Source organism: Flexithrix dorotheae DSM 6795 (genome assembly GCF_000379765.1).
In the GTDB taxonomy this organism is placed as follows: domain Bacteria; phylum Bacteroidota; class Bacteroidia; order Cytophagales; family Flammeovirgaceae; genus Flexithrix; species Flexithrix dorotheae.
Window position 1 is genome coordinate 1 of record NZ_KB903462.1, and the last position, 24,479, is coordinate 24,479.

At 33.6% G+C, this 24,479-nt stretch carries 18 protein-coding genes and 1 pseudogene; 2 read left to right on the plus strand and 17 right to left on the minus strand.

Annotation, left to right across the window (positions count from 1 at the left end):
* From A3EM_RS43740 to A3EM_RS0126225, 5 genes are all read right to left on the minus strand, one after another.
* Positions 1–324 (minus strand): FAD-dependent oxidoreductase (locus tag A3EM_RS43740; RefSeq protein ID WP_044239897.1); only part of this gene is annotated, 324 nt, incomplete at its 3' end.
* Between the two features lie 565 nt (positions 325–889).
* Positions 890–2,470: a RagB/SusD family nutrient uptake outer membrane protein gene (locus tag A3EM_RS0126210; protein ID WP_020531218.1), complete on the minus strand. Its 1,581-nt coding sequence runs from the start codon at positions 2,468–2,470 to the stop codon at positions 890–892.
* A gap of 26 nt (positions 2,471–2,496) precedes the next feature.
* Entirely contained in the window at positions 2,497–6,111 is a 3,615-nt protein-coding gene (locus A3EM_RS0126215) for a SusC/RagA family TonB-linked outer membrane protein (RefSeq protein WP_169513406.1), read from the minus strand.
* Between the two features lie 141 nt (positions 6,112–6,252).
* Entirely contained in the window at positions 6,253–7,326 is a 1,074-nt protein-coding gene (locus tag A3EM_RS0126220; protein ID WP_020531220.1) for a FecR family protein, read from the minus strand.
* A 190-nt stretch (positions 7,327–7,516) separates the two neighbouring features.
* Positions 7,517–8,095 (minus strand): RNA polymerase sigma-70 factor, encoded by a 579-nt coding sequence (locus tag A3EM_RS0126225; protein WP_020531221.1) that lies wholly within the window; start codon positions 8,093–8,095, stop codon positions 7,517–7,519.
* A 352-nt stretch (positions 8,096–8,447) separates the two neighbouring features.
* Between A3EM_RS0126225 and A3EM_RS0126230 the strand changes: the two genes are divergently transcribed.
* Positions 8,448–9,449: a transposase gene (locus A3EM_RS0126230; RefSeq protein ID WP_083925308.1), complete on the plus strand. Its 1,002-nt coding sequence runs from the start codon at positions 8,448–8,450 to the stop codon at positions 9,447–9,449.
* Here A3EM_RS0126230 and A3EM_RS47355 read toward each other — a convergent pair.
* The 12 genes and pseudogenes from A3EM_RS47355 to A3EM_RS0126295 form a co-directional block, all read right to left on the minus strand.
* Positions 9,413–10,103, minus strand: a pseudogene (locus A3EM_RS47355) (IS256 family transposase); the annotation flags it as partial. The gene A3EM_RS0126230 and the pseudogene A3EM_RS47355 sit on opposite strands and share 37 nt — an antisense overlap.
* A 458-nt stretch (positions 10,104–10,561) precedes the next feature.
* Positions 10,562–11,374 (minus strand): oxidoreductase, encoded by an 813-nt coding sequence (locus A3EM_RS0126245; protein ID WP_020531223.1) that lies wholly within the window; start codon positions 11,372–11,374, stop codon positions 10,562–10,564.
* Positions 11,375–11,384: 10 nt separating this feature from the next.
* Positions 11,385–11,885 (minus strand): hypothetical protein, encoded by a 501-nt coding sequence (locus tag A3EM_RS0126250; RefSeq protein WP_020531224.1) that lies wholly within the window; start codon positions 11,883–11,885, stop codon positions 11,385–11,387.
* 82 nt (positions 11,886–11,967) lie between these two features.
* Positions 11,968–12,777 (minus strand): helix-turn-helix domain-containing protein, encoded by an 810-nt coding sequence (locus A3EM_RS0126255; protein WP_044239900.1) that lies wholly within the window; start codon positions 12,775–12,777, stop codon positions 11,968–11,970.
* Between the two features lie 2 nt (positions 12,778–12,779).
* Positions 12,780–13,550, minus strand: a complete 771-nt coding sequence (locus A3EM_RS0126260; RefSeq protein WP_245576556.1) for a helix-turn-helix domain-containing protein — start codon at positions 13,548–13,550, stop codon at positions 12,780–12,782.
* Between the two features lie 32 nt (positions 13,551–13,582).
* Positions 13,583–14,776 carry an SDR family NAD(P)-dependent oxidoreductase gene (locus A3EM_RS0126265; protein WP_157638095.1) on the minus strand — a complete coding sequence of 398 codons (1,194 nt, stop codon included), beginning with the start codon at positions 14,774–14,776 and terminating at the stop codon, positions 13,583–13,585.
* A gap of 1 nt (position 14,777) precedes the next feature.
* Complete coding sequence (locus A3EM_RS0126270; RefSeq protein ID WP_020531228.1) at positions 14,778–15,830, minus strand: SDR family oxidoreductase; 1,053 nt, start codon at positions 15,828–15,830, stop codon at positions 14,778–14,780.
* Between the two features lie 238 nt (positions 15,831–16,068).
* On the minus strand, positions 16,069–16,377 hold the full coding sequence (locus tag A3EM_RS0126275) for a hypothetical protein (RefSeq protein ID WP_026210609.1): 309 nt from the start codon (positions 16,375–16,377) through the stop codon (positions 16,069–16,071).
* Positions 16,378–16,391: 14 nt separating this feature from the next.
* A complete protein-coding gene (locus tag A3EM_RS0126280) occupies positions 16,392–17,249 on the minus strand; it encodes an SDR family oxidoreductase (RefSeq protein WP_020531229.1) in 858 nt (285 codons plus the stop codon).
* A 118-nt stretch (positions 17,250–17,367) separates the two neighbouring features.
* A complete protein-coding gene (locus tag A3EM_RS0126285; RefSeq protein ID WP_020531230.1) occupies positions 17,368–17,946 on the minus strand; it encodes a Crp/Fnr family transcriptional regulator in 579 nt (192 codons plus the stop codon).
* 352 nt (positions 17,947–18,298) lie between these two features.
* Positions 18,299–20,287: a sensor histidine kinase gene (locus A3EM_RS0126290; protein ID WP_020531231.1), complete on the minus strand. Its 1,989-nt coding sequence runs from the start codon at positions 20,285–20,287 to the stop codon at positions 18,299–18,301.
* Between the two features lie 338 nt (positions 20,288–20,625).
* Positions 20,626–22,206 (minus strand): hybrid sensor histidine kinase/response regulator, encoded by a 1,581-nt coding sequence (locus A3EM_RS0126295; protein WP_020531232.1) that lies wholly within the window; start codon positions 22,204–22,206, stop codon positions 20,626–20,628.
* A 1,774-nt stretch (positions 22,207–23,980) separates the two neighbouring features.
* Between A3EM_RS0126295 and A3EM_RS0126305 the strand changes: the two genes are divergently transcribed.
* Positions 23,981–24,409 (plus strand): hypothetical protein, encoded by a 429-nt coding sequence (locus A3EM_RS0126305; protein WP_020531234.1) that lies wholly within the window; start codon positions 23,981–23,983, stop codon positions 24,407–24,409.
* The last annotated feature ends 70 nt before the right edge of the window (positions 24,410–24,479 follow it).

Consider the following 24,479-nt stretch of genomic DNA (forward strand, 5'->3'; position numbering starts at 1 on the left):
CCATTTCCAATTTTCTGGATGTTCATAATACTTCTTTATCCCCTGATAAAATTCAAGCGCAATTCCTCCNATTGCTGCTTTATTGCCTATATCTGTTTGCCCCAGTCCTCCTGTTGTTAATCCTCCTATTCTTTTGCCTGGTTCAAGCACCAGCACGGTTTTACCCATTCTTCGGGTTTGAATAGCCGCTGAAATCCCTGCAGAACTTCCTCCATATATGACCACATCAAATTTATTATCCGGGCTTTTATAGGAACAGGAAGGNAATAAAGTAAAGAGTAGTAATACAATCAAAGTGGAGGTGAATATNAAATGGTATTTCATTTTGTTTATATGTCTAGTTTTTTAATTTAAAATCTGAAAAAGAAGGGTTTTCTCAAAAAAGTGTAAGTGGACAAATATTTTAAATTTTGCTTTCCAGAACTAAGTTTAACAAGTAGCTCTTCTATGCATANAGCGGAGCTAATATTTTATAAATATCTCATCTCCAAAAAATTAGCTTATTTTTGAATCAAAATTCTGGTCGCACTCTCCTGAATATACGCCAAGGTCCATATGTCACTAATTGCTCTACCCAGCTACCCACATTCTTTNTGTCTGAAAATGGTTTGGCATTGCTGATATTTACCATGGGTATTCGCATTCACATTAGCACCTGAGATAAGTAAGATAACACAACCTTAAAAATAATGAAAATCCTCTCCTGTTTTATTTTTCTTTAAAATGATTAATTAATGTTTGGATTAAAGTTGTGAATAATTTGATGATGGAAAGCAAAATATGTTTTAAAAAAAAGAACCTCTGAACAAAGTCAAACAATTTTTTTTATCGAAAAATGGGTGTTAAGAAAGTACATTAATTCTTAACACCACATCTTTCAAATTAATCCTTAATATCCAGGATTGTTTTGGTTAATCGCACTATTTCTTTCAATTTCAGTTTGAGGTATGGGAAATAGCAAATGTTTGTTTACATCAAACTGCACGGGAGATGCTAAATTTGTGCTAAAATTACTTACACTTCCATCCCATCCTGTTAAATTAATATCTCCACTTGCATGCCATCTTTTCAAGTCATCCCATCTTTGTCCTTCACCAGCTAATTCAACAAATCGTTCATCCATAATCCATTGCATGATCGTATTTTCATCGGTTTCACCTATATTATAATTAGCAGGAATTACACCATCCCCATATCCCGATTCACTTCCCCAGGCCCTGGCTCGAGTCCTAACCTCATTAATCTGACTAATTGCAGCAGCGGCATTCCCTGTTTTTAATTCTGCTTCAGCAATTAAAAGTTTAATATCTGCATACCGTAGTAACCTTTCATTGTTAGCAGATCCTCCGTGCGGTGGTGTTAATTCATTTACTCCTAAAGGAAGATTATATTTTTGAAATATTCTTCCATCCCTTCCATCTTCAGGGTTAGAAAATACACTTATCCTGGGATCTGTACCAAAATTATTCATTAGTTTTTCGGTTACAAGAAACTTGGTGGAAGCATCATTAAATCCACCGCCTCCGGGTTGCATCATATATCCCCTGTATACACTCATATTTTCCACCCCTCTCCAGGCTCCATCATTATGTAGAATTAAATTATTTAAACTAGATGCTTTAGCTGCCTGAATTTCAAAAAGTGATTCTTCATTGTTTTCAGTATACGAATTAAAATTATCAATGAAATCAGGCACTAATGATCGGGTGATTTCACTATACACCTGCTTGGCCTTATTTAAATCATCATCATCATCATTATTGTAATTTGCTCTGAAAATCAGCGCCTTCACTAGTAATCCTCTTGCAGAGTTTTTGGTAATTCGGCCAACATTAGCCGCATCCCAGGAATCTGGTAATGAAGCTATGGCATTTTCAGCATCAGTAATCGCCTGAGAAATCACATCATTTGCAGGGCTTTTCGGATTGTTTGTTTTATCCTTATCCAAAATTCTTTCTGTAATCACAGGAACGCTTCCAAACAAGTTAAATAATGTATAATAGGCATATCCTCTTAAAAACAATGCTTCTCCTTCCATCTTTGCAATTTCATCTGCCCCATCAAACTGTGAAAAGTCAATGGTATTAACCTTTTCAATAGTCACATTAGCTCTGGATATTGCTTTATAACAGGCTTGAAAAATAAATCCAATTCTGTTCTGTGTTGGATTGAGACCACCATCAAATAATTCAACTTCTGTTCTGTTTCCATTTGATTCTGTTAAATCATCTCCGGGCAATAAAAACGTGCCGGTAACAAATCCACCTGGATTAAAACTTGGAGCAGAATAATGATACCAGTCATAATAGGAAGCATATACACCTACAAGTTGAGCCCTAAACTCATTTGCATTCGAAAAATAAATTGCTTCTGTAGGCCCAAGAGGAGGGGAATCAACAAGATCAGGATTACAGGCACTAAAATTAAATATTACTAATAATATAAAAAGGGATTTTATTTTTGATTTCATAGTTCTTTAATTTTAAATGTTAAAAATTAAAATCTGGCATTTAAACCGACAGAATAGGTCTTTGGAAGTGGGAAAGCATCATTAACTGGATCCAAGGAAGACCATTTATTCCAATAAAGATTATTTTGGCCTCCAATATAGATTCTCAATGACTGCACGGTATTCTGTAAACCATTCAGAATTGATTCAGGTAAAGAATAACCAATTTGCCAGTTATTTAATCTGAAAAATGCCGCACTTTCCACATACCTGTTAGAATACCTGTTATTGCCTGCAGGATCACCAATTACCGCTCTGGGCATATCAGTATTTGGATTTTCCAGTGTCCAGCGGTTTAGTGTAGAGACGGTATAATTTGGACCGGCACCAGCCATGTTTTCGAATCGTGCTCTTGCACTATTATACTTCTGAACATCTCCTTCCCCATAAAAACCTGCAAAAAAATCAAAACCCTTCCAACCTAAATTAATATTTGCACCATATGTAAATCCCGGAATGGTTTTTCCAACCTCAGTTTGATCAAATGAATTTATCAGATTATCAGGATTCTTGCTATAGAAAGGTTCATCTTCCGTAGGGTTTCCCTGTACATCCAAAAAATACATATCACCTGGGGCCACAAAATCAACATTCCCAATAGTTTCATCTGTTTTCTCTGCAAAATAGTTATCTATCTCCGCCTGGTTTTGGAAAATTCCACCTAATTTATAAGCCCAGATATGTCCTACAGATCTTCCTTCTTCCACTCTTCCAAATCCGGTAGAAAGTGGCTGGCTGTTATATAGCTTGGTTACTTCATTGTTTAGAAAACTAATGTTACCACTTACCCCATAGGTAAAATCACCTAACTTATTATTATAACCAATAGCAAGATCAATCCCTTTGTTTACTAATTCTCCAATATTAAATAATGGTGAATTTGTTCCTACGGTTAATGGTAAATTAACTCGTTGTAAAATACCCGAGGTTTTCCGGTTGAACCATTCAAAAGTTACATTTAATTTATTGTTTAATAAGAGTGCATCAAAACCAGCATAAGAAGTAGTGACAATTTCCCAACTTAATGAAGAATTAGGAAAATCATTTACCAGAGCTCCTAATTGAAGATTGCCATATGCATCCCCCATTCCTGATCCCCATCTTGTTGACGACAAGGAAGTATTTACTCCTGAAAGAAATGCATAACTTCCAACAGCCGCCTGGTCATTTCCAGCTTCTCCCCAACCCCCTCTAAGTTTCAAATCATTAATAAAAGTAACATCGGAGAAAAATGATTCATCACTCACTCTCCAGGCTCCCGCTAATGAATAAAAAGTACCCCACCTGTATTCATCATCAAATCCATTACTGGCATCCCTTCTAATGGAAGCATCAATATAATATTTACTCTCATAGGAATAGCTTGCCCGTCCAGCAAATCCGAACCAAAACCGTTGATTCCAACCTACGAATGAACTGTTATTCGCCAGATCATTTCCATAGCTATTTTTCCTTGGATCATCATTTAGGTTCGTTAAATTATTGCCTACATAATGGAATAAGTTTCTAACATGTCTTTGGTCTTGAACAACACCAGTTAATGTCATATTATGTTTCCCTGCAAAAGTATTTGTATAAGTTGCAGTAAAATCAGCCTGATAGTTTAATATTTTATTAACCCTGTCATTCATCCCTCCTAAACTATTTGGAGCGTTTGGCGCTTCAGTGCTTGGATCATCTCCATCAATTTTATAATAATTTCCTACGGACCATACATCTAAATGAAACCTGTCCTGATAGGAATAATCAAGGTTTAAACTTCCTCTGAGGGTTAAGCCATAAATGGGTTTAAATTCAGCATATAGTTGTGCTATGTGCCTGTTTATTGTAAACTCTTTTGTATTGATCTCTGATAAGGCTAGAGTATTTGAAACTGTTCCTTGTCCATAAAGTCTGGCTCTCTGCCAATTTGGACTATAGCCAAATGGATCTATCACCTGCTGGAATCCAAGGGGATCATTTGCATTAAAAATAGGCTGCCATGGCGCAGCAGCGGCAAAGTTGTCTAAATCACCATCAATATTTAATTCTGATCGCTGCCATGTGAATTTATAATTGACTCCTGTTTTTAACCAATCAGTAACATCCACATTAATATTAAATGCGCCTGTATATCTCTCAAGATTATTGTTTTTAAATAAGTTTTCTTGTTTTAAGTAACTTCCTGAAACATAATAATCTACGATATCAGTCGCACCAGAAATTTTCAAGTCATAATTCTGACTCAATGCATGGTTTTGTAGCAATTCATCCTGATGGTTGTAGGTTGTTCTGTCACTTATATAAAAAGGACTACCAGGATCAAATTGTGGAGATCTGTTAACTAATTTGGCTGCATCATCAGGTTGATCATTTCCATATAATTCATCCCCAATTGTTATATCAGGGTTGAGATTATTGGCAAACATTTCCTCTGTAAGATCTACATATTGCTGAGTGTTTAACATGCTGTAGGTTGGCATACTCCTGCTATCCCATCTGGAATTAAATTCAACTACGGGCCTACCTTTCTTACCTTTCTTTGTCGTGATTAAAATTACCCCATTGGCACCTCTACTTCCATAAATTGCTGATGCTGAAGCATCTTTTAATACGGTCATAGACTCAATGTCTGATGGGTTTATCATGTTAAATAAGTTTGGAGGAGTTGACAACCCATGTCCTGAAATTTCATCCTCATTTCCGGCTCTTGGAGGTTCAAATATCTGACCGTCAATTACATATAAGGGCTGTGAATCTCCATTCCAGGTTCCTATTCCGCGGACAAAGATTCTTGGAGCTTCATTGGGATCCCCACTAGCATTAATTACACGGACTCCTGAAACATTCCCCTGCAACGCAAATTGAGGTGATACCGAATTTGCATTCACTAAATCCTTTGCTTCAAGGGTAGAAATAGATCCGGTTAAATCTTTCTTTTTTGCCGTACCATAACCAATAACTACCACCTCATCCAATTGCTCGAGATCTTCCTGTAAGGCAAGATTGATCTCAGTTTGGTTACCCACCAATAACTCCTGGCTCTTGTATCCTATAAAACTAAACTGAAGAATATCTTCAGGACCAGCGATTAAGGTATAATGGCCTTCAAAATTTGAAGTTGTACCTTTTGATGTCCCCTTAATTAAAATACTAACCCCTGGTAGAGGCTCTCCATCTACTGAGGAGGAAATGGTACCGGAAATTTTCAGTTGATTAGCCTCTGGAGCAAAAAACTCGGAAATTTTAGGTTCCCCCTTTCCCCTTTTGGTTACATAAATATTTTCATTGATCCTTTTGAAAGTCAGACCTGTCTCTTTGGAAATACTTCTAAGGACATTGGCAACTGATCCATCTATTAAATCTGATTTCAATCTTTGATTTTCATCTACCAATTCTTTACTATAGGAAAATCCAAAGCCAGTTTTATTTTCTATCTGGACAAAAACCTGTTTTAATTTTAATTTTTCTTTTACATCTATGGAAACATAGACATTCTCCATGCTCACTTTATATTGGGCATTTCCATCCTTTGCGGATATCATTCCAAATAAAGTAAGTTGAAGAATTAAACCATAAAAACCAATTCTCGACATATACTTAATTTGTCTAAGTAATTTCATTTTCATATTTTTATATGTTTTTGGTGGAAAAAATTCATCAAAAATTATTTTCTATTATTTCCTGGAGGACGGCAATCTTTTACAGGAAATAATGATACAAAATTTAGGGTCGTTTTAATTAATGACCCTTTCTTTTATGAGCTATTTATTTTCATTTATTGCGGATTTAGTGATATAAATTATTTTTTTATCATTATCAAATTCATAATCGAAGTGAATTGAGAAGCTAAGTCCCTCTAAAACTTCCATCAGTGATTTATTTTCGAATTTCCCCACATACCTATCAGGTATTTTAATCCTATCCCCTTTTTCTATTTCAAATTTCACCCCATACCATCTGCTTAAAACCTCCATAATTTCTTCAAAACCTGCTTCATTCAGGTAAATAACATTATCTTTCCATCCAATATCAGCTTGTTGAAGAGGAATCTTTTTAACCTCACCGTTTACTTTATTTAATGACAAAGTCTGGTCCGGCATTAAGATTTCATTAAAAACCAAATTTTCATTTTGTTCTTTGTTATACGCGCTTACTTTTCCTTCAACTAAAGCTACTTTTTCGTTTTGGTCTTCCGGATATGCTTTTACATTGAAGGAGGTTCCCAATACCTTAATCTCCATATTTTCAGTAATTACCTTAAAGGGATGAGCCTTATTTTTTTTCACATCAAAGAAAGCTTCCCCTTTGAGTGAAACCAATCTTGTGCCCCCATTTGTAAAGGGTTGAGAAAATGAAATTGATGATCCAGCATTTAGTTTAACCACCGAACCGTCTGGGAGAGTAAGTGTTTTTTTCTGCCCTAACTCAGTGCTTTTTATAATGGTTTGGACAGTTTCAGCAATTGCAGGCTCGGACACATTTTTTTTGTAAAGCCACCATGTGGCCATTAACAATAATGTAAAGACAGCTGCCCACTTCCAGATTTCCCTTCTAAAAAATAATACCGGTTTGGTCTTTTCAATGATTTGCGGGGTGGTTTTTAAGCCTAATTTGTTTTCCAGGATTTCCCAGGCTTCTGGTTCAGATTTAAATAACCCTTCCTGTAATTCCGTAATATCTTCTTCCTCTTCCAAAACCTCTTCAATGATTTGTCTGGCTTTGATTTCATTCCTATCCTGAATTAACCATGCATATAACGCCTCACGCTCAGCATGGGTAATGGTTTCGGCTATTTGTTTTTTAAATAATGTCTTTATAAAAATTATTTCTTTCATAGGAAAATTGATTTGAAACCATTCAAATTCACCTTTTAAGTATCTTAATTCAGGGATTTGTGCTACTGTTTACCTACCCCCAAGTCCTTGCGGCTTAAAAAAATCTAATTTTTAAAAATCACTTATAAACAAGTCTCTACTTATGAATATCCTAAAAAAGTAATCAACCCTACCCTTACCCTAATTTTTTTTAAAAAAATAATGTGATGACTAAAATGAATTTTTTATGTTTTTGCAGGTACTCTTCAATAAACTTAAGGGCTTGTGTCATGTGCTTTTCAACAGTTTTTACGGATACATTTATTTGATCTGCAACCTCCTTGTTTGTCAACCCCTCTTCCCGTTTTAATTGAAAAACTGTCCTTTTCTTTTCAGGGAGGTTTTCGAGTGCTTCATTAAATATTGCCAAGAGATCTTTGTAATGCATGTTATTATCCGCCTGATATCTAGAAATTAAATTTTCAGGAATATCCTTTAGAAAATAATCCTTAGCATTTTTCTTTAATTTTTTTATAGTAAGATTTTGAACAATGATAAATAAGTACCCACTAAATGTTTTTCCCTCCTCAAGTTTTTGTTTATTCTCCCATAATTTTAAAAAAGCATCCTGAACAATTTCTTCGGCATCTTCTTTCGATTTTAAAATACCATAGGAGTAGTTGAGCATTTTTTGTCGATAAAGCCGATGAATTATCCTAAATGAATGGGTATCACCTTCCTTTAAGGCGATAGTAAGTTCCTGCTCATCATGGTGGATACCCTCTTTCATATATTACTTACTCTTAATCAAATTGCAATATATATAAAATATGGAGAAAAATGTAACAGGAAGATCTTACTAGAAAGGTAAAATCCTCAACAAAAAGAGATGACAGTCTCCTAATTGTTGAGGATTAAAATTGAATAATATTTTGGTGCACCTTCGTTCATATTCACTTTTGAATAACTGGTAAAAGACTATAAGTTGCAATTTAATCTCATAATGGAATTTCAGAAAAATTTGTGAATTCCATCATTACATCCATTAATTTTCAGAGGGAAGAGCTATTAATTTATTCACTGGACAAAAAAGAAAAAAGTGCTATGAATCATTAAATTTGAATTGGACAAAACAAGAAGAAATGACTCAAGCACTATTGTACAAAATTAAGGAAGTTTTAGCAGAGTATAAGCTAAGCACGCTAAATAATATGTTGATGATAGTTCAGGCGATCCTGCAAAAGGAGACGATTTGTCTTTACAAATTGAAAGGCAATATAGGGGCTATCAGTGAAAAACCTGACACCCAGGCAGCCTCCCATTATCGCAGGATCACCCGCTTTTTCACAGCCCACGCCCTATCGAGTATCTGGATAGATATTCTGGCTATGGGATTAGTAATGCTTCGACATAAAGTAGAATATTTGGTATTGGACGGAACCAGCTGGCAATATGGGAAACGTAAATTACATTTGTTGACCTTGTGTGTAGTATATAAAGGAGTGGCTATTCCTGTATTTTGGATGGATTTGGCCAAAAAGGGAACCAGTAATTTTGAGGAAAGGCAAACCCTTTTGCTCACGGCCATGCAGCGACTGAATTTGAAAGGGAAAACTTTATTGGCCGATCGGGAATATATCGGAATAGAATGGTTTGAGTTTCTGCTGGCTCATCAAATTGATTTTATCATTTGGCTTAAAAAAGGGGCTTACAAACAGCTGGTTAATCAGACTGAAGGGTTACGATATTCCGCATTGGAACATAAAATTCTCCGAAGTAAAACAGCAGATAAAGCCATAGCTAAACCTTTTGAACTCAAAAAGTTAACCCTCAGGTTAGTGATGAGTAAAAATCACCAGGCTGACCATCAAGAACCTATTGTTTACCTGTTAACCAGTTTGGAAAAGCATGGTAAAGCGATCGTGGCCGCTTATCAGATCAGATGGAGTATAGAATGTTGTTTTAAGCATATGAAATCAGCCGGGTTTCAACTGGAAAAAATTAATCTTTCCTGTGAGAAAAAAACCAGGTTATTGATTTCCCTTATTGTGCTTGCTTATACCTTATCTGTAGTGGAAGGACTAAAAGATTATGGAATAAGTAACCATTACCACAACCCCGATAGTACCCTTCCTTCAAAATGAATGGCTAATTGCTGTAAAATCTGTCCCCAGTTCTGCCCAGGCTGTACCCATTTTTTAGAAATATTTTTTGAGGCCAGATAAATTAATTTCAATAAAGCCATATCTGAAGGAAAAACACCTTTTGTTTTAGTCACCTTTCTGACCTGTCGATGGTAGCCTTCCACTGCATTGGCGGCAGCCGCTGCTGTGGTATAAATTATTTTTCTAATCCCCTCACTCATATTTAAAGTATTCAGAAAGTTTCTCCCAGTTATTTTGCCAGGAGACGATTACCACAGGATATTGCTTTCCCCATTTTTCTTCCAAATCCAACAAAGCATCCTCTGCAACTTGCTTATTGATAGCCTGATAAACCTGTTTGAGGTCTTTGATAAAAGCTTTCTGATTTTTGCTGGCCACATATTTCAGAGAGTTCCTGATCTGATGTACAATACAACTTTGTACTTCTGTTTTTGGAAATGCACTCGCTATGGCCTCAGAAAACCCCTTCAGATTATCGATACAGCCTATTAATACATCCTCCACCCCTCTGTTTTTCAGATCAGTCAATACCTGTAACCAAAATCTGGCCCCTTCACTTTCTGCCACATAGCAGCCTGATAATTCCTTATAGCCTTCCAGATTGATACCCAAAACATTATAAACAACCCTATTTTATATTGGTTTTGAAGAACGACAAAGTAATCTATAGTTTTGAACCGATGGTGAATGATCTGGTCAAAAAAAGACTGGATCACCTTATAATGTTCTATGACTCATAAAGGAAAATTGCACTCTCGTTTAACCCTTTCTTGCTAGTTTTCTCGGGCTATACACTTTTGTGTAAGGCCATTACAGGAAAATACAAAAATAATTTTAATTTATTTTTAAGTAAAGGTAAGATACCTCTGTTTAATAAACTTTTAGAAAAACTGTAATTTCTCACAAGCCAAATTTTCCATTTTAATATTTAAAATTCTACTTAATCTTGTCGCTTTCCCTAAAAACCAGAAAAAAAATTTATATTACATGCGGCTTATTCCGAATCAAACCCCCATTAGGTTTGTTCAAAAAGAGAAAAAACTCCCTAGGACCCACTAGAATTTGATCCCTTGTTATAAGTGACAGGTATTTTATTTAAACTGTCCCAAAATCATTTTATCCATTTGTATATCGGACAGCACTTTTCTTAAAAAGAGCAATGGTTTTGCCATGAATCCACCGCTGTATCTTGTCTTGGGCTTTTTGGACGTGATTGCTTTGTTAATCAGGTTAGCAATAATTTCTGGTTCGGCATTTTTGTCCTTAAACTTTTTTCCTGCTTCTATCATTTTCTGTATCATTTTTCCATACACCCCGTTTGCAGAGATTTTATGAGCGTTTTCCATAGCTATTTCGCTCCATTCGGATTTTACACCACCGGGTTCAATGACTATTACATTGATACCAAACTGTTTCACTTCCATTCTCAGACTATCGCTTAAAGCTTCTAAAGCAAATTTACTGGCATGATACCAACCTCCAATTGGGTTGGCTATTTTTCCTCCAATAGAACTAATATTCACTATTGTTCCATTTTGTCTTTTTCGCATATATGGCAAAACTAATTGGATAAGACGCATTAATCCAAAAACATTGACTTCCATTTGATATCTAGCACCTTCCATTGTTACATCCTCAATGGCCCCATATAGCCCAAATCCTGCATTATTTAGAAGGACATCAATATGTCCCTCATTTTTAATTATTTTTTCAATCCCCAAAACCATCGATTGCTCCTTTGTTACATCCATTTGTAGGATTTTTGCACCAGCCTTTTTCAAATCGTACATTTTTTCAACTCTACGAGCTGCCCCATAAACTACATACCCTTTTTTCAAGAGCAATTCGGCTGTTGTTTTTCCCATCCCTGAAGAAGCTCCAGTAACTAATACTACTTTACTCATGTTTAATATATTAAAAATTAACCAAATCTAATTTTTGTTGATAAGCCTGGTTTTTCTGCATTGAAAAATCCTCCATTACGTGTCCCACTGTGCCTACAATCAACAACCCCAATCCAATTCCTTTCCATAGATCATTTGAAAAAGTAAGTATTATACTAAGTCCACCTACGACTAAAGTTGAGAATAGGATTAAACTGAAGCGATAACCAGTTGTTAAAACCAATTGTATTCTTGCCTTTTCGGATTGGTGAAGTACAAAATTGGTTTGTGGTGAAAGCGCCACTTCCTCCATTTTACGATTATTGTGAATCGTAACTACGACTCCTGTGACAAGAAAAAATAAGCCTGCACCACACAAAGTATATAGCAATCCTTTTACTAGCTTGTAGTTGCCGAAATACTGAAAGAACAGGAAAGAAGTAATAAGGAAGACTACCCCTATAGCAACAGCAAGAATGGCGGTACTTCGTTCACTTTGGTAATATTGATACATGTACTCTATCATTTCCATTGCTTATCAATTTATATACACTGCAAAAATAAAGGGTAGAAAAACGGATGCCTTTGCTCAGAAGCTCAACTTTTAGAACTTGCTAAGGAATAATAGAAGATGGATTATAGCCAAAAAATTGTTTAAATGTTTTACTGAAGTGAGAGAAATTCTCAAAACCAGCTTCTAGAAAGGCTTGTGACGGCTTCATTCGTTTTTCAGCAATTAAAAAGTGGGCTTGTTCTAACCGTTTCTCAGTAAGCCATTTTTGTGGAGAGGTAGCAAATATTTTATTAAAATCCCTTTTGAAAGTTGCTAAACTTCTGCCTGTTAGATATGCGAATTTTGAGATAGGGATGTTGAACATAAAGTTTGTTTGCATAAATCCTGCTAGGTCAATTTTATGAGGCTCAGAAAAATCTAATAGTAAATCATCTGTCTGGGTATCGAATTCCCTTATTAGTTTTAAAATTTCATTTATTTTTAGTATTGCTTGTTTATCTGTAATAAAAATAGTATTCGAGTTCACATGGTCTTTAATAGAATGAAACATATCATCTAATATGACATTTGTCTTTAGAAACAGTAATTTGGGACGATTGGCATTATGTTTTTGGGGTGTTTGTGTAGCATAGAATTTTTGAAGGAATTGTTGTGTGAAAAATACAGTAACCGATTTACACGCTTCATTATCTTTAGGTATTTTAGTAAATTTTGCTAATTGGTTTCGACCAAATAAGGCTGCCTGCCCAGCGGGGAGATAATATGTTTTATTGGCGGTAGTCACTAAGATTTTGCCTGAATAAACATAGGTAAGAAGATGCTCTGGAACAATTTGTTCTGTTACAAATTCCTGTTTCTCGCTACAAGAAAAAAATAATCCTGATTTTGATATATAATTCGTACTGTCCATATTCATCTGCCTAATTCTGAAGGTGTAAAACCAAATTTCTTTTTGAAAGCATAAGAAAAGTGTGACAAATCTTCAAAACCTAAATCAAGGTAAATTTCAGACGGCTTTTTATTCTTTTTATCAATGAGAAAATGTGCTTCTTTCAGACGTTTCGTGGTTAACCATCTACTTGGAGTTTCATTGAATATGGACTTAAAATCTCGTTTAAATGCAGATAAACTTCTTCCTGATAGAAAAGCGAAACGTTCCAAATTTACATTGAATTTATAATTCCGATTCATAAACTCCTCTAAGTTTATTTTGTATGGATTTCCATAATTAAAAAATAGATTAGCTAATTCGGGTAGGGATTGTAACAAAATGTGTAGCAATTCTTCCCGTTTTACATCCACCATTTTAGCATCAATTCTACCTTCGCCTTTGTAATAGGGTTTTAGTGAGTTTATAAATTTTGGTACTTTTTCTATTGGATTAAGTAACAAAAATGTTTCTGATATGTTGAAATTATGCATATGGATTAAGTGCTTTTCCTGATAGTTTTTAAGGAAACTTTCATCAAAAAGAATGGCTATTTTTTCAAAACCATCGCTACCTTTAACCTTATTGTAACGAGCCAATTGGTTTTTCCGAATAAGGCAGTATTGCCCAGCTTTTATGGTGTAGTGCAAATTTCCATCATAACCATTCATATTTCCCTTTACCAAATACAAAAACATGTGTTCAGGTATAAACTGTTCGGGCGATATTTTAGGACCTAGATAACAAGAGTTCATTTCCATAAGATAATCAAATTTATTGCAGATTATTATTCAAAATAAACACCAGTCATCTTCTCACAAATTTCCCATATCTGGTTTGCAGATTGTTTATTAAGTGCCCAAGGTCTTACTCCAAATGGAGCATCACTACCATTAGGCACCATTTGCGCAATGTTACAATCTTCTAAATATTGTCCCCCTTTACCATTTAACTGTGGATCAACAGCTGCCCAAACTGTGGTAGCACCACCTTGTTGCACTGTTTTGTATATGTCTCCTTCATTTTTTGGTTTTCTCAGATAGTTCAATAATTCCGTGCCATAAAAAACTCTTAGGCTTTTGGCTGCCATATCTGCCATACAAACTTGAAATATTGAAGCATATGATTTAAAAGTCGTAGTGAACAAATCAGAAGAAGGTACAGCTCCTGGGTGAACGGAAAACGAACGAATATTATACTTTTTGAATAACTCATCTTGTTTTACTGACACTAGAGATACCGCTGTTTTACTTTGGCAATAGGCTAAGAAATTGTCGTATTTGGTATATTCAAAATTAATGTCCTCAAAGTTGATGTCTGTCAGCCTATGTCCTCTGGAGGATAAATTGATTATTCTTGAACCGTTGGCTTTTTTTAGTGCAGGCAATAATTTTAGCGAAAGTTCATAGTGACCTAAAACGTTTACAGCAAATATTTTTTCATAACCCCTTTCATCTTTGTGTAGTGGAGAACTAAAAAGACCAGCACTGTTGATTAAAGTATGAATAGGTCTATTGGAATTTAGGAATTTGATTACAAAGGCATCAATGGATTTAATATCCAAAAGATTCAAATATTCAATTTCTACATTAGGAAGTCCATCCAGGTTATTTTTTGCCAATTCTACATCTGGCGTAAGGGCTACCACTGTGGCTCCTTTACTTATAAAAGCTTTTGTAGCTTGTAGTCCTGTACCAGTATGGCCACCAGTCATCACAATAATTTTACCTGACAAGTCAATCCCTTCAACTACCTCCATAGCAGTGGTACTGTGACCAAAATTGTTTATAAGTGGTTGTTGCAAAGTGTCAGATATGATTTCACCAACATATAATGGTGTATCCTTTGACGTATCTTTACTCACAAATAATAAGATTATACTGAAGTAAAAAAACAAAAATAATATTAGAGGTATACTTAATGTTATTATGATTTTTTTTCTCAGCGACCATTTTTTTTTAATATGCTTGATATTTTTCATTTTAATTTTTTTGATATTCATTAATAATCATTAAACTATCCGCAGTATCCATGATTGTTGTTTTCCAATTTTGAGGTTGCCAATTCAATAGTTTTTTAGCTTTTTCATTTGACAAAATTTTTACAATTCCTACTTGTTTTGAAATGGATTTTAATTCGGGTTTGAAGACAGAAATAACCTTTACAAGCCAATTGGGTAAAACTTTACTTGAAACTTTACTGCCAAATTTGTTTGGTTTTGAACGAAGCAACTCCGCTATTTCTGGTAAGGAAGTGGTACCATCAGAGGCAGCCAAAAAACGGTGCCCATTGGCTTTGGAGCTTGTCATTGCTTTGATATGGAGAACGGCAATATCTCTTACATCAACAACACTGAAATGAAGTTTTGGAATGGCTGGCATCTTTCCTGTTAAAAGTTTTGCAATCAATTGGACAGAGCTTGAAAAATTATTGCTCAAAACTGGCCCAAAAATTCCGACAGGATTGATAACTGTAAGTTCTAAATCTCCACCATTTTGTTTTATATAGTCCCAAGCGGCAAGTTCGGCTATTGTTTTAGATTTTATATAGGCTGCATTTTTTTCATCTGGGTTAGTCCAATCGTTTTCGGTGAATATATAATTTGTAGGATTGATGCTATACCCGACAGCTCCAAAAGAAGAAGTCATTACCACACGTTTTACACCTGCATTTTTTGCAGCTTTCAAGACTCTCAATGTGCCTTCCTTTGCAGGAATTATCAATTCTTTTTCGTCTTTTGGCTCGGCTTGGGGAAAAGGTGATGCAACATGCAATACATAGAGGCAATTTTTCACCGCTTCATCCCAATTATCGTCTTTGTTTAAGTCAGCTTCTATGAATACTAGATTATAATCTAGAAAGCTATTAAGAGAAGTAAAACCAGCATTTTTCAACATATTAAAGATTTCTTCTTTTCGGTTGATGTTGCGAATGGTGGTTTTTACTCTATAGCCATTTTGTAATAGTTGTAATATTAGGTGAATGCCTACAAAACCTGTTCCGCCTGTAACTAATACTGTTTCTTTATTTTCCATTGAGTATCATTTGTATACTACAAAATTAGCTATAAAGGCTTTGGGCCACTTTATTGAAAAGTCCAAAGTTGATTTGTATAAATTTTCACTATTTAACCAGACACATCATTAAGTGTCGAACATTTTTTGCAAGGATACCAAGTCCATTCCTGCTCTCACCAATTTTATTCTACCATTTTCTGTAACTAACCTCCCCATATACAATTGTTTATAAGGTTTGCCAATCATAATATTTACTTCAAACTCTGCAAAAACCTGATTTGGAGTTACTAATAGATGTTTTTACGTTTAGGAATCTAAACTTGGGAGCCCATTCTCGCAGATCAGTTAACATTTTTTGTATATTTTCTTTTACTTCGGTTCTCCAACCTTTCCCCATTGATGTCATATAAAGTAGCTCAATAGTGCCATCCGCTGCGAGAATGAAAGCTAAATACTTGGGATTTCCAATATTGTTTATATGTTCATTGAAGAGTTCTTCTGCATTCTTAAAATTATTTTTTGATGATAGAATAAATTCAAGGATGTTTATTATTCGTTCAAACACCCTTGAATAATGATTTAATTGCTATAGTTAGCCAGCCATTTTTCTTTTATTTCTGCTCTAGCGTTGATGAATTCAATGTCAGTACCTTGTGCAATTGCATCAAGAGGAAAGCGCAGTGGTCTAGTACCTTTTTCCATCTCTACTAACTTCAAAATACCATCAGCAATGGTTTGTGGATTCATGTCAAACTCCTGCATTTTCCCAAATAATCCAGCACCAATGGCATTAAACATGTCAGTAGCTATTGGGTCATATGCTGCTGCAATACTGGCTTTGTCAGCACCAGTACCAGACTTGCTGCCATTATTCATTTCGGTAGGATATACACCTGGTTGTATCGTTACATTTTCAATATTAAATTGAGCCAGTTCTGCCTGCAAGCCTTCTGCAATACTTTCCACACCGAATTTAGAGGCCAGATATGGAATCATAAATGGGAGTGTATGCCCACTTGCTCCAGAGGTAAGATTAATAATTAAACCGGATTTTGCTTTCCGCATACTTGGTAATACGGCTTGATAAGTCCTGATAACTCCATAGAAATTCACTTCAAACATTTTTTTGATTTGTTCTATGGAATAAGCTTCTAGTAAACCAAATCCAGATACACCTGCGTTATTGACCAACACATCAATTTTTCCGTGTTTTGCTAATGTTTTTTTGAAAGCATTATTAACTGATGCATCATCAATTACATCTATTTCTACTACTTCTACATTAGGCAATACAGCAAGTTCTTTAGCTACTGTTTCATTTTTACCTGTTGTGCCACGCATTCCCGCAATTACGGTGTAGCCAGCATTTGCAAGCGTTATTGTGGTAAGTTTACCAAACCCTGTGCTCGTACCTGTAATGAAAATTGTTTTGTTCATCTTTTAAAATTTTAAATTGTTTTTAGATGAAGCAAAGTTGCTATTACGAGAGGCTATTTTTCATTGACAAATGCTTGAAAAAAAAGCAAACAAATGTCAACGGTTTTGAATAATACTTTTACTTTTTGGTTGCATTTCTTCGTATACGTGTTAATGTTTCGGGGGTAATACCAATGTATGAAGCAATCATGTGTTGAGGAATTCGGTTGGTAATTGTTGGGAATTTCTTTAAGAAGTCCTGATATTTTTCTTCGGCAGAAAGACTGATTTGAGAATGTATACGGTCTTGCGAAACAATAAAACTTTTTTGTAGAATAGCATTTACCAAATCGTTGAGTTGCGGTATTTTTTTACAAAGATTTTCAAAATTTGTTTTTTCTATGAGTATGATTTCAGAGTTTTCAATAGCGTCAATATTGAATTGTGTAGGTTTACCAGTCATTAAACTTGCCCTGTCACCTGTCCAATAATTTTCGGGCGATAAGTTCATAATGTGTTCCTTACCTTCATTGTCAATGGAAAACGTTTTTAACAAACCACTACTCACAAAAACATTATATTTCCATATATCACCTTGCTGTAAAAGGTATTGTTTTCTGCGAAGCTTTTTTTCTATCGCAACATCATGGATCATCTCAATTTCTTCTTTAGAAAGTGAGATTTTGTCTTGCAGGTATTTGATAAAAAAGTCAAACATTATTTCTAAATCTGTTAAGATGTCTTGGTATAAAATTCGATTGACTTGTCGCTAACGCTCTTTCTAAATGGACGTGGAAGTCCACCTTTAAAAGATAATCCCCAGTCCAGAAGTAAAAATACGAAACTTTAAACACTTAGACCGCAAAAGGATACACGACCTTTTCCCAATAAATCAAAGCATGTTTCAACAAAAGCATCGATCATAATACAAAAAAAATAGAGTGGAGAGTTGTTTAGCTATGTTAAGGAACTGTAACCATCTCAAAGAATATAACCTACGGAAAGTGAAATAATCTTTAATAATAAATCATACAATTATCAACCAGAAAAGTTGTATTTTAGACTTTAATTTAATTTCCAATCGGTAGAATAACAATAAAGGTAGTTCCCTTTTCCAAAATGCTTTTTACTTTGACTTTGCCATTCAATTTTTTTACAGCTTGATTTACTATATATAGCCCAAGACCGTTGCCTTCTGATTTTAAAGAGCCAATAAAAAACATATCAAAAATATTGGCAAAGTATTTTGCTTCTATTCCTATTCCATTGTCCAAAATTTTAATGATAAATTGATCTGGTTTTTTTAATTGAAAAGTGATATGAATTATGGGAGTATTTAATCGGAAGACAAAAGCATTTTCAACTAAGGATTTAAGAATTAATTCAATAAGAACTGGATTAGAAAATATAGTTGTTCCTCTCTCATAATCAAAATTGATAATTCCAGTTTGATCCTTAAATGTTTCCAGAATATACTTTTCTAGTTCTTCAATTGGGAATCTCCGATCTATATTATTAAAATTATTAATGGTACTAATTGCTAAAAGTTTTTCAAGTGTTTTTCCCATCTCTTTAATGGTGTTATTAAACTCCGCCAAATAGTCTCTTACAGAATTATTATTTTCCATATTGGCCAGTTGTATTAGCCCTTCAATTCTTGCTAAAGGTCCTTTTAAATCATGAGAAGTTCTGTAGAGGAACAAGTCTAATTCAGCAGTTCTTTGGGAAACAATTTTCTCAAGATTTTGATTCATGTTATGAATTTCTTCTGTACGTTGTCTTACAGTTTCTTCCAGATGTTCATTTGTTTTTTTCTGTAATACTTTATTTTTTTCTAGTTGGTGAATGAGAGCAATTTGTGTTTTACGTTTCTTTTCTTCATTTAATTTGATTTTATAGCCTAATCCTAAAGAAAAAACTACCATTTCAATCAAAACACCAATTTGAGCCAAATTTGCATATTCTTCCAGGCTAAGGAAATGTAATATAATAGAAGCAATACTTCCCAATGCCAAGGCAACATTTCCTGCCAGTGCAAATCTTAAAGTCTTAACTTGTTTGGGAACCACAGCCAACATTGAAAAGCCTAATATTAGCTGGCATGATACTACAATATTTGCAATTGTGATAGGGTAATAAGCCTGTGATAATAGTTTTTGTAAGATTATTACAACTATAAAGGTAAGAAGGCTGAGTAAAATAGAACCTTTTAATATCTTATCCCAAAATGGAATGGATAAATTTGTTTCAAGAAAAGCTCTAAAGAATAAAAAATAGAAACAGGTACCAAGTAATAAAACACTCCACAGATAACTATTAATATAAGGATAATCTGGAAATATTAATAATTGAGTTAATCCAAAACTCCAAAGGTAATATAAGGAACCAGATACAACATACAATGCATAAAAAAGGTAAGTTTTGTCTTTTGTAACTAAAAAGATTAAAAAACTTAACAAAAAAATTATCCATAAGACCCCATGAAAAAAGCTTTGTTTAATGAAAATTAAATTAGTTCTATCCCTCCAAGATTTTTCCTGAACCAATTTAGGAAGGATATTGGGTTTAAAGCCTGTTATACTTTTTATTTTAAAAAATAAACTATTAGTCTGCTTTGGTTCAATTAAAATTTTAAAAATACAATCCTTCCTCAGTCCTTTAGCTTCCTTTAAAGATTCTTTCACAAATTCACCTGCATATTTTATTGAGTAGTTGTCGTTTGGTTTTTGTTGGTATAATGTTACAAAACTATTTTTATTAACTGTAATTAAAAATTCTTGAGAATGGTTGGATTTATTCTGGCAAACCAGTTTTATCCAATAACATGAATTTGGATCAATGGATTTTTTAAAATCGGTATACGGTTTAAAATTCTGTTGAAATGTATCTGAGATGATTTCAAGACTTACAAAGCTTTCATTGATGTCTTCAAATACCAAAAGGAATGGAGAAATATCTGAAACCATTTCCCTGTTTTGATCAAAAGTCAGTATTTTCTGCCCATACAGGTTAAGTGAACAAAAAAACCAACTTACTATTATAAGGGTTTTTGTAGCCATGATAAAAAATGAGATTTTATGCAAGGGTGAAATGGTTTCTTTGATTTTACATGGAGATAATTGCTATTAACTATGTATTAACATATCTTCCATTATTGTATTAAAAAATTATAAATGAGAGAAATACTAAGTTCTGATTATCTTGATTAAACTACTTAGCTAATATTGATAAATATAAAACGGAAAATTGCACCTGAAGCCGAGAATTATGTGAAATGTCCTTTTCGCGGGTTGAATTTATTTAGATATACTATTAAAGGTGGCTTTATGTTAATATTCTATGATATACGGCAATAAAATTTTTTAGGGTAATTAAAATAATACCACTTATATTTAAACTATTTATAAAAAGTTACAATTACTTCTGTACTAATATTTATTTGACTTTTTATGGTTATGATCCCCCCTGATAACTCAATAAACTCTTTTGAAATAGTAAGTCCCAAGCCTGTTCCTGCTATATTTTCCGCATTTGTAGCCCTGAAAAACGGATTAAATAATTTATCAAATTCATCTTCTGGAATTCCTATACCATAATCTTTTACAATTATCTGGAAAAGGTTCTTTTTAAATACAATAGTAAGCTCCGGATCACCTTTCGTGGCAGAATATTTAAAAGCATTATTGATAAAATTCGAAATAGCAATGTGAATTAATTTGAAGTCCAACAATACCAGGTAGGGCTTATTGACCACCGTAAAAATTAATTTCCGCCCAGAATGCAAATGGATTTCGTTATATTTAGATGCTAACCCTTCTCCCAAAATCACCAAATCAATAAATTGTTTTGATACGGCTACTTTTCCATTTTGGATTTTCCCAAGAATTAAGACATCATTTACTAAATCTGTTAATCTATTTACCTCCTCGGTCATACGATCCAAATATTTTGAATACTTATCCTTAAACGCTGGTTCCTCATTATCCAATCTTAAGTAGATCAAATCCATATTGGTCTGAATCGATGTCAAGGGCGTTCTGAATTGATGTGAGGCAATACTTACAAACCTGGATTTTAAATCATTCAATTCCTTCTCTTTTTGATAGGATTTTCGAAATTTTTCTTCTGCTTTTTTTCGATTGGTAACATCTCTGGATGAGCTCTGAAAGCCCTTCAGTTTTTTCTCATTGGAAAATAAGGCTGAAATATTGAATTCTAACCAGATTAAACGCCCATTTGCTTTTTTCACCCGATATTCGGCTGTAAAAGATTTAAAATTGTTATTTCTGAAGTGCACTAATTGTTTTTTAAACTTGATACGATCAGGTTCAAAGAAGAAATCTATTGGGGAAGTTTTGATAATTTCTGCAGCATTATATCCCAAAACATCCTTCACAGAAGGAGAAATAAAAGATAGCGTGCTGTCAATATGGTGCAAACAGATTATATCAGTAGAATTATCCGCGATCAGTTTGTATTTATCTTCCCTCATTATTTGCACTTTATGCTGTGAAGTTACTTTTTCTATTTGTTCAGCAACTTTAACTTCCAAAGATGAATTTACCTGTTGAAGTTCTTCAATTAAATGCGCATTACTTTGTCGCAGTTTGTATAATTCTGTGGCTTGTTTTAGAATTATTTTAAGTTCCTCCACATTCCAGGGCTTAGAAATGTACCGGTAAATACCACACTTATTTANNGCATCCATCACCACGTTAATATCATTAAAGCCAGTAACTATTATTCGAATGCATTCAGGATTAATCTTGATAGCTTCTTCCAAAAATTTTAATCCAGTCATATCTGGCATTCGCTGATCCGTAATCACCACATGGATATTATTATTTTCCAGCAACTCCAGTCCTTCTTTTGCACTTTGAGAAGTGAAAACACTATAGGTAAATCGAAATATCCCTTTAAAGCTTTGTATGTTTCCTAATTCATCATCTACATATAATACATTATATTTTTTATCCATGATAATTGTTCAAATTCTCTTCGTAGATTAAATAAAATATGGGTATTCAAATACCCTGTTTCTGAATTGGGACTCGATGTATTGATTCATATTGAGAAATTATTTGAATTAGAAAATTCTCATTTTAAAGCTCCAATAGCATAGCCTGGATTTGCAGAAAATACGGAATTATTAAAATAGACTGTCCTTATTGAGTATTTCTTTAAACTTATTTTCTACTAACCAAAGATTTGTTTGTTTGTTCAAGCCTTTTTGAATTTTTTGCTAAGCAACTGGAAGGGAAGGTAAACAATAGTAGTATGCTCAAGGTATTGGAATACCTCCCTAAAAGAGGATAGATTTTTTCAATTTGCACCATGGCATGTTTCATTAATATAATTTCTAATCATTTTTAGGACATTTTCTGTAAATTCTACCATTATCCGTTGGAGGGTGTTCCAAAGGAGTAATACCTGGAACTTTGATAAACCTATGGGCAAAGTTACATCTGCAAACAGCATGATCATTTACCAAATCCTCAAATGAAATCTTGTCGGCAAATCACTTCTTAATTTAGATTTGAGCATCTTTCACCATATCATCATCACAAATTTGCTGCTAGGTAAAGATTGAAAAGGGGAGTTGGTTGTTACAGTTTACTTCAATCGGAAAAACCTTAGAAAAATAAAGCTAATATTCCCAACAGTATAAAATTGTTATTTAAGAAATGATGATTTGCAGAATAGATCTATAAAATTAATTGAAATAAAAAAATAAACAATTCTTGATGATCTAATAAAATAAATTATTTCCATTTAATTAATGATAGGAACCTTGAGCAATATGCCACATTTCTTCTCAATTAAGCTAATTCACATCGTTAGCGCTGAAAGATTATTTATAGGTTTTTGATTGAAAAAAGAATGAATATTAGGTGTTTTTCCTTATTTTCAAACTAAAATAACCTTAACTTATGTCAAAGGTGATTTAAAAGTTTACAAATTCATTTTAAGGGTTCAGATTCTTTCTGAACCCTTTTTTATTTCTTGAAATTGTATTTATATTTAGACCTCTATATGTTACACACTCCTTTGTTCACTTATTATATATATTAATCAATTGTAATTAACACCTATTTTTTTGATAGGACCACATCCATTCAGGATGTGGTTTTTTATTTTCATTACAATAGGGATTTTTTAATTCGTTTATAGAATGTCATTCGCAATTTAAAATAATTGAGCAATTGAAAGGGGTGGACAAATGTCCACTTTTTTCATTTCACCTCCGGCACGACTCAAAAGGAATGATAACCCCTAATTATGTTAACTAAATTTTCTTGAAGGTCAATTGCCCGTTTTGAGCATTTCTTTAAAGCTAATTAATTTTTTACAAAATCTTGACCCCGATTCCTGCTTTACTATCCTAAAACTAACCAGGTTTTGAGATAACTAAAATAAACTTATGCAGGATACTGTGGGTATTTACAATAGGGTTTCTATCAAAGCAATAAAACATTGAATTGCAGATGGATGGTCTAAAGGGTTTTTCCAATAGATTTTAACCATCAATATATTGAATATGGTGTTTCGGGAAAGCAAAAAAGATTATAGGGGGAAGATAAAAATACTTTTATATGAAAAATTTTAACCAAGTATATCCCTGATCTTTTAAATATTTGTTAGACTAGTATTTCATGTATGAAAAATAATTTCTTTATTTTCTTGTTGATTAAATATTAATCAAATAAAATTGCGTAATTTTTGGCTGCATAATTTAAAATGCCTACCTCAAAATGGTAACAGAAAATAAGTTTTCCTTTTTAATTAATAAAATACAAGTAACAGCTGTATTGTTGTTAATTTTATTTAATGTTAGCCATTTAGAATCTTTATCTTCATTCCTAAATTCGTCACTTGATTATCAAAAAGATCTTGTAGAAATCACTAAGATAAGTGCATCAAGTGACCATCAAAAAAAAGACCCCAAAGGGGATAACTTACCTTTCAGTGAAAATAAACCAGAAGAAGATAGTGATGAGGAGACTAAAGAAAATACAAAAGAGAAAAATGATCTAAACGATTATCATCAAAATAATTTTTCTCCAAATAAAATTGGAGATACATTTAATATTTCTAGGGTCTGTATTTCTCATTTTAAAAATAGAAAGACCTTAATACCCCTCTATGTATTATTCCATTCCTGGAAGGATTATCTAATTTGAGCACATATCCTAATTCTTCTTGCCAACCATCATGGGAGGCAATAGGTGTTGGCCATTTAATACAGCACTA

Coding starts and splice junctions, on each gene's coding strand:
- A3EM_RS0126260 (WP_245576556.1), bottom strand. CDS start 13,550: ATGAACTCTTGTTATCTAGGTCCTAAAATATCGCCCGAACAGTTTATA.
- A3EM_RS0126225 (WP_020531221.1), bottom strand. CDS start 8,095: ATGAAAGAGGGTATCCACCATGATGAGCAGGAACTTACTATCGCCTTA.
- A3EM_RS0126270 (WP_020531228.1), bottom strand. CDS start 15,830: ATGGAAAATAAAGAAACAGTATTAGTTACAGGCGGAACAGGTTTTGTA.
- A3EM_RS0126245 (WP_020531223.1), bottom strand. CDS start 11,374: ATGAGTAAAGTAGTATTAGTTACTGGAGCTTCTTCAGGGATGGGAAAA.
- A3EM_RS0126285 (WP_020531230.1), bottom strand. CDS start 17,946: ATGTTTGACTTTTTTATCAAATACCTGCAAGACAAAATCTCACTTTCT.
- A3EM_RS0126215 (WP_169513406.1), bottom strand. CDS start 6,111: ATGAAATTACTTAGACAAATTAAGTATATGTCGAGAATTGGTTTTTAT.
- A3EM_RS0126290 (WP_020531231.1), bottom strand. CDS start 20,287: ATGGCTACAAAAACCCTTATAATAGTAAGTTGGTTTTTTTGTTCACTT.
- A3EM_RS0126220 (WP_020531220.1), bottom strand. CDS start 7,326: ATGAAAGAAATAATTTTTATAAAGACATTATTTAAAAAACAAATAGCC.
- A3EM_RS0126255 (WP_044239900.1), bottom strand. CDS start 12,777: ATGGACAGTACGAATTATATATCAAAATCAGGATTATTTTTTTCTTGT.
- A3EM_RS0126280 (WP_020531229.1), bottom strand. CDS start 17,249: ATGAACAAAACAATTTTCATTACAGGTACGAGCACAGGGTTTGGTAAA.
- A3EM_RS0126250 (WP_020531224.1), bottom strand. CDS start 11,885: ATGGAAATGATAGAGTACATGTATCAATATTACCAAAGTGAACGAAGT.
- A3EM_RS0126210 (WP_020531218.1), bottom strand. CDS start 2,470: ATGAAATCAAAAATAAAATCCCTTTTTATATTATTAGTAATATTTAAT.
- A3EM_RS0126230 (WP_083925308.1), top strand. CDS start 8,448: ATGACTCAAGCACTATTGTACAAAATTAAGGAAGTTTTAGCAGAGTAT.
- A3EM_RS0126305 (WP_020531234.1), top strand. CDS start 23,981: ATGGTAACAGAAAATAAGTTTTCCTTTTTAATTAATAAAATACAAGTA.
- A3EM_RS0126265 (WP_157638095.1), bottom strand. CDS start 14,776: ATGAAAAATATCAAGCATATTAAAAAAAAATGGTCGCTGAGAAAAAAA.